Genomic DNA, 12,372 nt, shown 5'->3' with positions numbered 1-12,372 from the left:
TTCTTGCTCTTGGCGGTCCCGGGTCTGCGCAGCATCACTTCGTGCTGCAGCGCGCACGGGATGACGTGTTGTGCGAGCCGCATGGGGTCCCGGATCTGCGCGGCACCGCTGCGCGCTGCAGCGCGTCCGGGATGACGGGGGTGGGTGGCGCTCTTATAATCTCGCTGTCATCCCGGGCTTGACCCGGGATCCCGGGCGGCCTTCTCCGGATGAGGGATTCTTGCTCTTGGCGGTCCCGGGTCTGCGCAGCATCACTTCGTGCTGCAGCGCGCACGGGATGACGGGTGTGGGGGCTCCTCAGGATCTGGGAGGAGGGGGGTCGACCACGCGGAAGAGGGGGCGGGCGAGGGTGTCGGTGAGGGGCTCGAAGACGGCCTCGACGCGGCGGCCGACCAGGTCGGTCTCGATGTCGCTGCGGGTCGGGTCGAGGATGTTGGAGAAGAGCCTCGGTCCCTCGTCGAGCTGGACCATGACAACGCTGTAGGGCACGTCGCCGGCCCAGGCCTTGTGATAGACCTGATGGAAGACGAGGTGGGACAGGACCTCGCCGCGGCCGGAGAGCTGCGCCCAGCGCGTGTCCGGGGACAGGCAGATTGTGCAGACCGGGCCAAAGGGAAAGCGGATGTGACCGCATTGGCCGCATTTCTGGAGCATGAGGCGACCTGCGGCCGCCCCTTCCCAGAAGGGGCGGTTCAGGTCGGTCAGCACAGGCAAAGGCTTGGGTTGGGGATCGGTCATGGCTTTCACTCACGCCTCAGGATCATGGCATTGGCGCAGTTGAGGGCCATGCCGCGGCCGGTCACCAGGCAGTGGCGGGCCCCGTCAACCTGGCGCGCCCCTCCGGCGCCGCGGATCTGGCGCACGCCTTCGACGACGTGCAGCCAGCCTTCCATGTAGCTCTCCGACAGATTGCCGCCGGCGGTATTGACGGGAAGGGCGCCGCCGAGCCGGATGCGGCCGCCCTCGACGAAGGCCCCGCCCTCGCCCTCCTCGCAGAAGCCCGCATGCTCGAGCCAGAGGATCACGGAAATGGTGAAATTGTCGTAGAGCTGGGCCACGTCGATGTCGGCGGGCGTGACGCCGGCCATGCGGAAGGCGGCCTCCAGGGCCGTGCGCTGATGCGGGACATACCACCAGCGCTCGGCCTCCAGGGTCTGGGCGGTATAGGCCTGGCCGCAGCCGGCGATCACGGCCGGGGGCTGGCGCAGGTCGCGGGCGCGCTCGGTCGAGGTGACGATGATGCAGACGCCGCCATCGGAGATGAGGCAGCAGTCGAGCAGGCGCAAGGGCCGGACGATCCAGCGGGAGGCTTGATGGTCCTCGATGGTAATGGGCTCGCGCATGACGGCGTCGGGATTGAGGGAGGCGTGATGGCGGCAGGCGACCGCCACCTCGGCGAGCTGGCGGCTGGTGGTGCCATAGGCGTGCATGTGGCGGTCGGCAGCGATCGCGCTGTTGGCGGCAGCCCCCATCATGCCCCAATGGGACCAGGGGACCTCGCCGCCGCTGGCGCGGTCGAATTTGACGCCGCCGGTCTTGGCGGTGTCGCCGAAGACGCAGGCGATTGTGGTGGCGAGCCCGGCATGAATGGCAAGGGCTGCCATCTGGACCAAAGCGCCGGCGGTGCCGCCGCCCATGGTGAGGCTGCCGGTATAGCGCGGGTTCACACCCAAGGCCTCGCCCAGGCGCAAATAATGGAGGCTGCCCTCAGGCGAGGTGGTGCCGGGCATGGTGAGCAGGCCGTCGATGTCGTGCTTGGCCAGGCCCGCATCGTTGAGAGCGAGGGTGAAGGCCTCGATGCCGAGGTCCAGGGCCGTGCGGCCGGGGAGCTTGCCCTGAGCCGTGGCGCCCACGCCGGCAATGGCGATCTTATCGGTGAGAGTGCTCATCAGCGGCCTTTGAAGACGGGTTGGCGCTTTTCGGCGAAGGCGCGGCGCCCCTCGATGCGGTCCTCGCTTTCGCGCAGCAGGTTGAAGAGGTTGCGCTCATAGATCAGGCCCTGGGACAGGGGCATGTCCTGGCCCTGGCGCAAAGCTTGTTTCACCGCACGGACGGAGAGGGGGGCATTGGCCTCGATGCGGGCGGCAATGGCGCGGGCCTCGGCCATGAGGGCGTCGGGCTCGGTCACCCGCGTGACGAGGCCGATGCGAAAGGCTTCGGCGGCATCGATGCGCTCGCCGGTGAGGGCGAGATGGGCGGCGATGCCGGGGCCGATAAGGCGCGGCAGGCGCTGGGTGCCGCCGCTGCCGGGCATGCTGCCGACCGCGACCTCGGTGAGGCCGAAGCTCGCCGTGGTGGAGGCGATGCGGATGTCGCAGATGAGAGCGAGCTCGAAGCCGCCGCCCAGGGAATAGCCGTTGACGGCGGCGATCACCGGCTTGGTGAGGCCGGGGTCGCGGACGAGGCTTGCATCCGATCCCCCCACGGCGCGCTGGGCAAGGGTGATGTCGGGGTCGAGAACGCCGCGAAGGTCGGCGCCGGCGCAGAAGGACCGGTCGCCGGCCCCGGTGACAATGGCGACGCGGCTGTCGGCATCGGCCTCGAAGGCTGCGAGCGCGTCATGGAGGGCGGCAGCACTGGCGGGATCGAGAGCGTTGCGGGCCTCGGGGCGGTTGATGGTGATGAGGGTGATGCGCCCCTCATGGGCGATGTCGATGGTCATGAGGAGGGCTGCCCGTGTTTGAGGAGGTCACGGGCGATGACCCAACGATGGATCTCGCTGGGACCCTCGACGATGCGATAGACCCGGACGACCCGATAGATATATTCGAGCGGCAGTTCCTTGCTGACCCCCATGCCGCCAAAGGCCTGGATGGTGCGGTCGATGACCCGGGTGATCATCTCGGTGCCCTGGATCTTGACCATGGAGGCCTCCGTGCGCAGGTCGCCATCGCCGCGGTCGAGGCGGGTGGCGAGCCGATAGGTGAGGAGGCGGGCCATCTCCAGCTCCTGCCAGCTGTCGGCGATCCACCATTGGATGGTCTGGCGATCGGCCAGCAGCCGGCCGAAGGTCGAGCGGCTGTTGGCCTGCTCGATCATCATCTCGATGCAGCGCGCCGCAAATCCGAGACAGCGGGCCGCAATCTCCATGCGGCGGAGGCCGAGCCGGCGCTGGAGAGGACCAAAGGCGTCGCCGACCTCGCCGAGGACGTGTTCGTCGCCGAGCTCGACATTGTCGAGGACGACCTCATAGGGGCAATATTCTCCGATCATGGGGTAGATCGAGGGAATGGAGAGGCCGGGCGCATCCTTGTCGACGAGGAAGGCGGTCATGCCGCCGTGATTGCGCTTGGCCGGGTCGGTGACCGCGATGACGATGAGGAAGTCTGCGGCGCGGGCGTGGCTGATGAAGGATTTCGTGCCGTTGAGGATCCAACGGCCGTTGCGGCGCTCGGCGCTGGTGCGGATGGCGCCCGCATCCGACCCGGCCGCAGGCTCGGTGAGGGCGAGGCTCGCGCGCTTCTCGCCGCGCGCATAGGGCAGGAAATAGCGCTCCACCTGATCGCCGCGACAGAGCGACTGCAGGAGATGCAGGTTCGGGCTGTCGGGCGGGGCGACAAAGGGGACGATGGAGTGCTTCAGTTGCTCGATGACCACGCATTTGGTGAGGGCGCCGAGATCCTGGCCGCCGAATTCCTCGGGCACGTCGATGCCGTAGAGGCCGATGTCGCGCGCCTTGACGTGAAGCTCCGCCTCGATCTCGGGGGGAAGCAGCGGCGTGTCTGTGAAGCCCCGCTCGGCCTCGCGGCGCAGAACAAGAGGCTCGTGGGGACGGAGCGTCTCCACGGCGAAACGGTGGACGGTGTCGCGGATCATGGCGATCTCGGGCGGAAGATCGAAATTCATGGCCTCGCTCATTGGAACACCCCGCGGGCGGTAAGACCGGCGATCACGTCCGGCGACAGGCCGGTGAGGTGAGGCAGCTCGGCATTGTGCTGGCCCAGCAGGGGGGCCGGGGTCGCATAGCGGTTGGAGAGGCCCGAGATGCAGGCCGGGACGCCGTGATAGACGCTGCGCTGCATGACGGGGTGGTCGAGATATTGCCAGAAGCCGCGGGCCTCGAGCTGCGGGTCGCGGACGAGGAGATCGTCCGGGGTCTGGACGATGCCGGCGGCGATGCCCAGGAACTGCAGCTCCTCCATCACCGCGCGCGGCTCGCGCAAGGCGGTCCAGGCGGAGACGCGCGCATCCAGCTCCGCCTGATGGCTGCGGCGGGCGGAGAGGGAGGCAAAGCGCGGGTCGCAGGCGAGGGCAGGCTCACCCATGGCGCAGGCGAGGGCAGCAAATTGCGCGTCACCCCGAACCGAGATGGCGCACCAGCGATCCTCGCCCTGGCAGGGATACAGGCCGTGAGGGCCGGCTTCGGGATCATCGAGGTGGCCAGGCTCGGGCAGACGGCTATTCGCGGCGTAGTCGAGAATGTCGTCGGGGACCATGGCGAGCGTGCTGTCGATCTGGGACAGAGTGATGATCTGGCCGCGGCCGCTGCGCCGGCGCTCGGCCAAGGCGGTGAGGATGGCGAAGGCCGCATGGAGCGGGTTCGGAAGATGGTCGGGATAGTTGGTGCCGGTGCCGACCGGCCAACGGCCCGGGAGGCCGCCGAGGGCGAGCAGCCCGACCAGGGCTGCGATGTTCATGCCGTAGCCCAGGAAGTCGCGATAGGGGCCACTGTCTCCGCCGAAGGGCATGCTGACATAGATGACGTCGTCGCGGACCGCGCGGATCTCCTCATAGCCGAGACCGAACCGCTCCATGACGCCGGGGGAGAAGGAGTTGATCACGACGTCGCTGCGGGCCGCAAGCGCCAGCACCACGGGACCGGCCTCGGGATGCTTGAGGTCGATGGCGATGCTCTTCTTGTTGACGTTGCGATTGGCGAAGTAGCCGCTTTCCTCGAGGGTGCGCTGGCCCGTGAGAGGTTCAGCCTTGCGAAGCTGATCGGGGCGCCGGTGGGATTCGATCTTCACCACCTCGGCGCCGAAATCGCTCAAGATCTTCGTGGTGAAGGGCCCGGCGCCGACCCAGGAGAAGTCGAGGATGCGGATGTCGGCCAAGGGGGGGCGGTTCATCCCTGCTCTCCGAGGGCGGGGGCGCGACCGGTGCTGCGGCCCGGGGTGCGCGAGAGGAGAAAGGGGGCGCCGGGGCAGGGGACGGGGCTGCCCGTGCCGATGTCGAGGTTACGGAAATAGCCGGTCTCGCGCAGATGCGGGTCGGCCAAGACCTCGGCTGGCCCGTTGACGGGAGCGATGGCGATGCGGCGGCGCTGGCCTTCGACGAAGAGATCCTGCTTGCAGCGGTGGCCGGCGAAGGACTGGAAGGCTGCGGCGAATTCGCGCTTGGCCGCTGCGGTCTGCTTGAAGGCGTTGGTCGCCCATTCGGCGGAGAGCATGGGGCGAGCCGCAGCGATGCCCGATTCGACCATCCATTCGACCAGGCGGGTCCAGCCGGTGCCGACGCCGGCCTCGGCGGCATAGACCATGACGAAGCCGTCGGCACAGGGATAGACGCCGATGCCGGCCTGGCGCTGGGGATCGGCATTGCGGCGCCGGATAACGCCGTGGAGGTCGTAGAATTGCGGCGCCGTCTCGGTGCCCAGGGCCACCACTTCCTGGATGGAGATGTCGACGAAGCGGCCTCCGGCTTGCGGGCCGCGGCCGAGGGCGACCACGAGGGCCGTGACGGCGGCATAGAGAGCAGCGCTGCGCAGGGCGATCTCGCCGCGCGAGACCGTGGGGCCGTCGGCATAGCCCGCGAGCCAGGCCATGCCGCCCATGGCCATGGCGGTGAGATCGGTGCCGGCATAGTCGGCATACGGCCCAGACTGGCCATAGGGGGTCACGGCGCACCAGACGAGGCGCGGGTGTTCGGCGGAGAGGGCTTCGAAGCCGAGACCGAGCTCGCGCCACCAGGATTGCGGGCGGTCGTCGAGGATGATGTCGCAGCGGCCGAGGCGGTCGCGGAACAGCTGGCAGCCTTGTTCGGTGTCGAGATCGGCGAGGAGGCTGTGCTTGCCCGCACTCATATAGTGGAAGTGGAGGCTGCGATCGGGGCCGGTGCGGCCGGCGAGGAAGGGCGGGTGCTGGCGCAAGGGGGAGCCGGAGGGCGGCTCGACCAGGGTGACCTTGGCGCCGTGATCGGCGAAGAGCTTGCCGGCATAGGCCGTGACCGTGCCGGTTTCGAGGATGTCAAAGTCCGCGAGGGCGCCGGGTTCAGTCATGCGGGATCGCTCTGGAGGAGAGGATGGAGCCGAGATGGCTCGAGATCTCGGCGCCGGCGGCCACCATGATCGCGGAGAACTCCTCGATGCGCGGATCCATGCGGATGCTGGGGCCGGTCAGGGCCAGCGAATGGTGCACCTCCTCGCGCATATCGCGCAGGGGCACGCCAATGGCGGTGATGCCCTGGACCCGCTGGCCGCTGGTGAGGGAATAGCCGCGTTCGCGGATCTGCTGGAGCTCGGCCTCCAGAGCCACCCGATCGATGCGTTCGCCGCCGGGCGAGGCTGCGATGATGGCGTCGAGCTCATCGGGGGTGCGATGGGCGAGGAGGGCCTTGCCGGTGGCGCCGTGGAGAAGGAGCAGGTGTTCGCCGGGGCGGACGATGGTCATCAGAGGCGAGGGCGTGTCGATGACGTCGATGCAGACGCGCTGGTGGCCGGACAAAGCGTTCACGGTGACGGTCTCGCCGGTCTGCTTGGAGACGGCCAGCATGACCGGGCGGCTTACCTCGCGAATGCCGATGGTGCTCTTCACCAGGCCGGCGAGGCGGACGAGCTTCAGCGACAGGCAATATTGCTGATTGTCGAGGCGGACGAGAAAGCCCCCCCGCTCAAGACTGTTCACGAGGCGGAAGGTGGTGGCCTTCGGCATGGCGATGCGCTCGCCGATTTCCTGCAGCGTCAAGGCAAGGTGCTGGTCGTCAAAGGCATCGAAAATCGCCAGAGCCCTGCTCACTGCACGGATCATCGTCATCCCCTCCCGGTCATGGACGCGGCCGCATCCCCACGGGCGGCCACCGTCCGGGGATACAGCACAGGGCGCAGCAAAATGCACCTGAGACTCTTGGCGGGGACAAGGAGGGCGGAGGAGCTCTGGGTCATGGCGCGGCCTCAGGCCCGGATCGCGTCCAGGCCGATCAGGTCGCGGCCGGTGATCAGGGTCAGAACCTCGTTGGTGCCATCGGGGATGGGGAGCATGCGGACGTCGCGATAGAGCTGCTCGAGGCCGGCTTCGCGGCTGATGCCCATGGCGCCGTGGACATGCATGGCGAGGGATACGGCACGTTCGCAGGCGGTGGTCGCGAAGCGCTTGGCCATGGCGGAGGTGCCGTTGGCGCGGCCGCCTTTGTCGATGGTGTCGAGGGCGTGATAGCAGAGCAGGCGGCTTGCCATGACGTCGGCCGCAATGTCGGCGATCCGCTCCTGGATCAGCTGCTTGGCCCCGATATAGCCGCCGAACTGCTTGCGGACTTTGGAATATTCGATCGCCGCGTCCAGGGACTTCTGGCCGAGATGGACGGCGGCGAGGCCGACGAGAGGGCGGTTGCCGTTCCAGGTGAGGGTCAGGATGCGGGCTGCGTCGCCGCCTTGGCCCAGGGCGTTCTCCTTGGGCACGCGGCAGTCGTTGAACAGGATCTCGGAGAGATGGCCCTGGCGCAATCCGAGGGAGGAAATCTCGAGCGCCTCGTAAGGCGAGACGTCACGCTCGACCACGACGCGGCGCATGATGTTGCCCTTGGGGCCCTCGCCGGCGGAACAGGTGGCGATCATGATGTCGCTCGCCGTGCCGTTGGTGATCCACATCTTGCGGCCATTGATGACGAGGGCATCGTCTTTTTCGACGACGCGGGCGCGCACGCCGCGCGGATCCGAGCCGGTGTCGGGCTCGGTGGTGCCGGTGCAGCAGATCTTGCGGCCGGCGAGCAGGTCGGGGAGGAATTTCGCCTTCTGGGCCTCGCTGCTGTCGGCATGGATGCGGGCGATGGTGCATTCATGCGACAGAAGCGAAATCGCCATGGCAGGAGGCAGCTGCTCGAAGACGAGGCCGTAATCGAGCATCTTCATGCCGCTGCCACCATCCTCCTGGGGCAGGCGGGGAGCGGTCAGGCCCTCGCGGGCAAAGACGGCATAGACCTGGAGCATGGCGGATTTGGGAAGCGGCCGGTCGGGATCATTGGCCTTCAGGATCGGCATGATCTCCTGCTCGACCATGCGGCGGGCCGAGTCCTGGAGGATCGTCTGTTCTTCGGTAAGGGAGAAATCCATGGGGTGATCCTTCAGGGCATCACGAAGCCGCCGTTGACGCTGAGCACCTGTCCGGTGATCCACGATGCACGGTCGCTGGCGAGGAAGACGATGGCGGAGCCGATGTCGTCAGGCTCGCCGATGCGTCCGGCGGGATACATCTTCAGGACGCTGTTCACGCGGCGGGCATATTTCTCCTCGCCCATCTGCGCGCGCAGTCCGTCCTCGCGCTCGATGCGCAAGGGCGTGTTGGTGGCGCCGGGGGAGACGACGTTGAGGGTGACGCCGCCCTTGCCGACCTCCTGGGCCACGGACTTCACCAAAGCGATCACGCCGGCCTTGGCGGCGGCGTAGTAAGAGAGACGCGCCTGGCCCACACGGGCGGAGTCGGAGGCCAGGCAGATGACCCGGCCATGACCGCGCTCGACCATGCCGGGGAGGATGTGGCGCAGGCAGAGCATGGGGCCGAGCAGGCAGACATTCAGCATGCGGCTCCAATCGGCGGGTCCTGAGTCGAGGAACAGCTTATCGTCGAGGACGGCGGCGCTGTTGACGAAGATGTCGATGCGGCCGAACCTCTCGGTGGCGGCGGCGACCATGGCGGCGACGTCGGCCTCGCTCGAGATGTCGGCCCGGATGCCGATCGCCTCGGTGCCGGTCAGGGATTGCGCGGCGGCCGCGGCGGCGTCACCATTAATGTCGACCAAAGCGAGCTTCACCCCTTCGGCGGCCAGGATCTGCGCGGCGGCAAAGCCGATGCCGCGGGCGCCGCCGGTGATCAGGGCGATCTTGCCCTCCAAACCCATCTGCACGTTCTCGTCTCCTCTGGTCTTCCTACGGACGGCGATATTTGCGGAAATCGCTCGGGCGCTTCTCGAGGAAGGCGGTGATGCCTTCCATGTTCTCCTCATTGCCATAGATGCCGGCCAGGAGCTCGGAGGTGGGGAAGAAGGAGCCGTAGAACTCCTGGTCCGACCCGGCATTCAAGGCGATCTTCGCGATGCGGATGCTTTGCGGGCTCTTGTCGAGGATCGACTGGCACAGCTCGTGAACGACGCGATCGAGATCCTCGGCGGGGCAGACCTCGTTGATGAGCCCCATGTCGAGGGATTGTTGCGCCGTATAGAGCTTGCAGGTGTAGAGCATCTCGCGGGCCTTGCGCTCGCCGACATAGCGGGCGAGCAGCTGACAGGCGCCCCAGATGGGGATGGAGCCGACCCGCGGGCCGACCTGGCCGAATTTCGCATCCTCGCTCGCCACCGTCAGGTCGCAGAAGAGATTGATCTCATTGCCGCCGCCGACGCAGAAGCCGCGCACCTTGGCGATGATCGGCTTGTCCATCATGCGCATCATGGAGGAGAGCGCGTACAGGCGGCGCATGTGCATGCGGCCGACATGGGGGGTGCGGCTCGACTGGTCGCGCACGTCGCCGCCGGAGCAGAAGGCCTTGTCGCCCGCGCCAGTGATGACCACGACGCCCACCGTCGCGTCCTCGGCGGCGACCTTGAAGGCGGCCGTCAGCTCCTCATAGGTCTTGGGACGGACGGCGTTGCGGACCTCGGGCCGATTGATGGTGATGGTCGCGATCCCGTCGCCGCTCTCGTAGAGAATATCCTCGTAGGACAAATGCTTAGCTCCCTGACTGCAGCCGTTTTGCCGGCGGTCTAACCTTGCTGGGCGGGACCAGGAGGCCCCGGAGAATGCCCCAACCTATAACCAGCCCAAGCGGTTTGTCATCGACAAAATTTCACTAGACGGATCCGGTTCCAAAATATAGGCTTTCGGTCATGCACTGCTTTGGCAGGGCTGAGCCGTTTGCGCGCCAAAAGTCCTGGGCCGGAAAGATGTCAAGGAACGCAAGATCATCATTCCGGCCCTGCAAGCAATCGCCTCGACTGCGGCTTGATCAAAAGAATCATCGCCGATCAAACAAATTGTGGGAGGAGACTCAATGCTGAACACTTCGGGACTGAATCGCCGATTCGTTCTGGCTCTTCTTGTCGCGACCGGAATTTCTGCAGGATCATTTGCGGCCTCTGCAGAAGAAACCATCAAGATCGGCGTGCCGATGGAGCTGAGCGGGCGGTTCGTCGCCTATGGCGGCCCGGGCAAGCGCGGGGTCGAAATGGCTGCCGAGGCCTTCGGCAATACCGTGGGCGGCAAGAAGGTCGAGTTCATCTATCGCGACGTGCAGTCGGAGGCGCAGTCCACCGTCTCGACCGTCAACGAGCTCGTCAATGTGGAGAAGGTCGACTTCATGATCGGCCCCGTGGGCAGCCCGATCGTCGCCGCCGCCATTCCGCCCTGGCAGCAAGGCAAGCCGGTCTGGATCGTCAATGGCTCGTCGAGCACGAAGCTGGAGGAGGTTGTTGGCAAGGAAGACAATTTCTTCCACACCTATCCTTACGCCTATCATTACCACACCAGCGAAGCCGCCGCCCTGAAGCATTATCTCGGCGAAGGCAAGAAGGTGGCGGTCATCTATTCCGACGACAGCTACGGCCGCACGCATCTTCCTTACGTGAAGCAGTTCTACGGCGATATCGGCTATGAAATCGTGGCCGAGGAAATGGTCCGGGCGAATGCCACGGACATGAACCCGGCGCTGACCAAGATCGCGCGCGCCAAGCCCGACATCCTCGTCGGCCTGGTGCAGACCACGGATGCGATCACCATGGCCAAGCAGGTCCAGACGCGCAAGCTGGACGTGCCCTATCTGGTGGGAACCGCGTATACGCAGCTCGAAGAATGGCAAAAGGCCGTGGGCGACGCCCAGGAAGGCTGGATGGGCGTCACGACCTATCTGCCCGGCGTCGAGCACGCCGCCAACAAGGATTATCCGAAGCTGTTCCCGAGCACGACGGAATGGGTCGAGGCCTTCAAGAAGAAGTATAATGCCGAGCCCGACTTCCTCGATATCGGCCATTATGCGGCAACCGGCATGCTCCTGATCGCCCTCGACAAAGCCGGCGGCGACAAGGTGAAGGCGGCCGAAGAGCTGCGGAAGATGAATGTCGAGACCGTCAATGGCCGCGGCGAGTTCAAGCCGACCGGCTTCGGCACCAAGCAACAGGCGTTCACGGACATGATCGTCTTCCAGCGTCAGGGCGGCAAGAATGTCGTGCTGTGGCCGCTGGAGGCCGCCAATGGCGAGATCGCTGCCGTCAAGCGCTGACGCCGCCGACTTTCGCTCGCGAGGGCGGCCACCGCGCCGCCCTCATCTGAAACCACAGCACGTCTCCCAGGAGCCGGCATGGATTTCTTTGGACAATTCTTCGTGGATGCGATGCTGCTCGGCGGCATCTACACGCTGATGGTGATCGGCCTGTCGCTCAGCTTCGGGATCATCCGCATCATCAACTTCGCCCATGGCGAGGCCATCATGCTGGGCGCCTACGGCTCGTACTGGGCGCTGACCATCCTCGGCCTCGATCCCCTGGTGGCGCTGCCGCTGATCATGGTCGCGGGCATGATCGTCGGCATGGCCATCTACAAGATCAGCATCAAGCGGGTGCTGACGGCACCGCATATCAACCAGATCCTGCTCACCTTCGGCATCGGGCTCATCCTGCAGAACCTGGCGCTGATCTCGTGGAGCGCGGATGAGCGCTCCGTGAACCCGCCCTATGCGTTCGATTCCATGATGATCGGCGATATCAGCATCTCGACCGCGCGGGTGATCGCCTTCGCGGTGGCGACGATCCTGGTGGTGGGCCTGTTCCTGTGGCTGCGGCGGACGGAACTCGGGCGCGCCAGCCGGGCGCTGGCGGAAAACGGCGATGCCGCGATCCTGATGGGCATCAACGTCACGCAGATGTACGGCATCGTGTTCGGCATCAGCGCCGCGCTGGGGGCCGCCACGGGCGTGCTGCTGAGCTTCATCGGCGCCATCTCGCCCTTCATGGGCTTCCACATGCTGGTCAAGGGCTTCGCCATCATCATCCTGGGCGGACTCGGCAGCATCGTCGGCTCGGTGGTGGGGGCCTTCGTGCTGGCCTTCGCCGAGACCTGGGTCGCCTATTACGTGCCCGGCGGCGCCGGATGGTCCGAAGGCGTGGCCTTCGCCCTCCTGTTCCTCATCCTCATCATCCGACCGCGCGGCCTGCTCGGCCAAGCCGTCGAAGAATAGG

General features: G+C 66.4%; 12 protein-coding genes. 2 read left to right on the top strand and 10 right to left on the bottom strand.

Annotated features, from left to right (window positions below; all coding sequences use genetic code 11):
* Positions 1-297: 297 nt before the first annotated feature.
* From FKM97_RS09400 to FKM97_RS09355, 10 genes are all read right to left on the bottom strand, one after another.
* The gene (locus FKM97_RS09400) at positions 298-738 is read right to left on the bottom strand and encodes a Zn-ribbon domain-containing OB-fold protein (RefSeq protein ID WP_144292137.1); all 441 of its coding nucleotides are present in this window, start codon (positions 736-738) and stop codon (positions 298-300) included.
* A 5-nt stretch (positions 739-743) separates the two neighbouring features.
* Positions 744-1,889, bottom strand: a complete 1,146-nt coding sequence (locus FKM97_RS09395; protein WP_144292136.1) for a thiolase C-terminal domain-containing protein — start codon at positions 1,887-1,889, stop codon at positions 744-746.
* Complete coding sequence (locus FKM97_RS09390; protein WP_144292135.1) at positions 1,889-2,662, bottom strand: enoyl-CoA hydratase/isomerase family protein; 774 nt, start codon at positions 2,660-2,662, stop codon at positions 1,889-1,891. Before FKM97_RS09390 ends, FKM97_RS09395 begins: the two co-directional genes overlap by 1 nt.
* On the bottom strand, positions 2,659-3,846 hold the full coding sequence (locus tag FKM97_RS09385) for an acyl-CoA dehydrogenase family protein (RefSeq protein ID WP_144292134.1): 1,188 nt from the start codon (positions 3,844-3,846) through the stop codon (positions 2,659-2,661). The genes FKM97_RS09390 and FKM97_RS09385 overlap by 4 nt, the downstream gene beginning before the upstream one ends.
* An 8-nt stretch (positions 3,847-3,854) precedes the next feature.
* Entirely contained in the window at positions 3,855-5,069 is a 1,215-nt protein-coding gene (locus FKM97_RS09380) for a CaiB/BaiF CoA transferase family protein (protein WP_144292133.1), read from the bottom strand.
* The gene (locus tag FKM97_RS09375; RefSeq protein ID WP_144292132.1) at positions 5,066-6,217 is read right to left on the bottom strand and encodes a CaiB/BaiF CoA transferase family protein; all 1,152 of its coding nucleotides are present in this window, start codon (positions 6,215-6,217) and stop codon (positions 5,066-5,068) included. The genes FKM97_RS09380 and FKM97_RS09375 overlap by 4 nt, the downstream gene beginning before the upstream one ends.
* Positions 6,210-6,971: an IclR family transcriptional regulator gene (locus FKM97_RS09370; RefSeq protein ID WP_144292131.1), complete on the bottom strand. Its 762-nt coding sequence runs from the start codon at positions 6,969-6,971 to the stop codon at positions 6,210-6,212. Before FKM97_RS09370 ends, FKM97_RS09375 begins: the two co-directional genes overlap by 8 nt.
* A gap of 137 nt (positions 6,972-7,108) precedes the next feature.
* A complete protein-coding gene (locus FKM97_RS09365) occupies positions 7,109-8,263 on the bottom strand; it encodes an acyl-CoA dehydrogenase family protein (RefSeq protein ID WP_144292130.1) in 1,155 nt (384 codons plus the stop codon).
* 11 nt (positions 8,264-8,274) lie between these two features.
* Positions 8,275-9,048 carry an SDR family NAD(P)-dependent oxidoreductase gene (locus FKM97_RS09360; RefSeq protein ID WP_246105009.1) on the bottom strand — a complete coding sequence of 258 codons (774 nt, stop codon included), beginning with the start codon at positions 9,046-9,048 and terminating at the stop codon, positions 8,275-8,277.
* A 28-nt stretch (positions 9,049-9,076) separates the two neighbouring features.
* Entirely contained in the window at positions 9,077-9,868 is a 792-nt protein-coding gene (locus FKM97_RS09355) for an enoyl-CoA hydratase-related protein (protein WP_144292128.1), read from the bottom strand.
* A gap of 325 nt (positions 9,869-10,193) precedes the next feature.
* Here FKM97_RS09355 and FKM97_RS09350 point away from each other — a divergent pair, with 325 nt between their 5' ends.
* A complete protein-coding gene (locus FKM97_RS09350) occupies positions 10,194-11,417 on the top strand; it encodes an ABC transporter substrate-binding protein (protein ID WP_144292127.1) in 1,224 nt (407 codons plus the stop codon).
* A gap of 78 nt (positions 11,418-11,495) precedes the next feature.
* Positions 11,496-12,371, top strand: a complete 876-nt coding sequence (locus tag FKM97_RS09345; protein ID WP_144292126.1) for a branched-chain amino acid ABC transporter permease — start codon at positions 11,496-11,498, stop codon at positions 12,369-12,371.
* Position 12,372: the final 1 nt, after the last annotated feature.

It is taken from the genome of Rhodoligotrophos appendicifer, assembly GCF_007474605.1.
Lineage (GTDB): Bacteria > Pseudomonadota > Alphaproteobacteria > Rhizobiales > Im1 > Rhodoligotrophos > Rhodoligotrophos appendicifer.
The sequence above is the reverse complement of the archived record's forward strand: the minus strand, read 5'-3'. Positions and strand labels throughout refer to the sequence as shown.

Bases quoted from the DNA above. Each gene is read 5' to 3' on its own strand.
- FKM97_RS09390 (WP_144292135.1), bottom strand. From the start codon at position 2,662: ATGACCATCGACATCGCCCATGAGGGGCGCATCACCCTCATCACCATC.
- FKM97_RS09400 (WP_144292137.1), bottom strand. From the start codon at position 738: ATGACCGATCCCCAACCCAAGCCTTTGCCTGTGCTGACCGACCTGAAC.
- FKM97_RS09360 (WP_246105009.1), bottom strand. From the start codon at position 9,048: ATGGGTTTGGAGGGCAAGATCGCCCTGATCACCGGCGGCGCCCGCGGC.
- FKM97_RS09350 (WP_144292127.1), top strand. From the start codon at position 10,194: ATGCTGAACACTTCGGGACTGAATCGCCGATTCGTTCTGGCTCTTCTT.
- FKM97_RS09380 (WP_144292133.1), bottom strand. From the start codon at position 5,069: ATGAACCGCCCCCCCTTGGCCGACATCCGCATCCTCGACTTCTCCTGG.
- FKM97_RS09375 (WP_144292132.1), bottom strand. From the start codon at position 6,217: ATGACTGAACCCGGCGCCCTCGCGGACTTTGACATCCTCGAAACCGGC.
- FKM97_RS09395 (WP_144292136.1), bottom strand. From the start codon at position 1,889: ATGAGCACTCTCACCGATAAGATCGCCATTGCCGGCGTGGGCGCCACG.
- FKM97_RS09385 (WP_144292134.1), bottom strand. From the start codon at position 3,846: ATGAATTTCGATCTTCCGCCCGAGATCGCCATGATCCGCGACACCGTC.
- FKM97_RS09345 (WP_144292126.1), top strand. From the start codon at position 11,496: ATGGATTTCTTTGGACAATTCTTCGTGGATGCGATGCTGCTCGGCGGC.
- FKM97_RS09365 (WP_144292130.1), bottom strand. From the start codon at position 8,263: ATGGATTTCTCCCTTACCGAAGAACAGACGATCCTCCAGGACTCGGCC.
- FKM97_RS09370 (WP_144292131.1), bottom strand. From the start codon at position 6,971: ATGACGATGATCCGTGCAGTGAGCAGGGCTCTGGCGATTTTCGATGCC.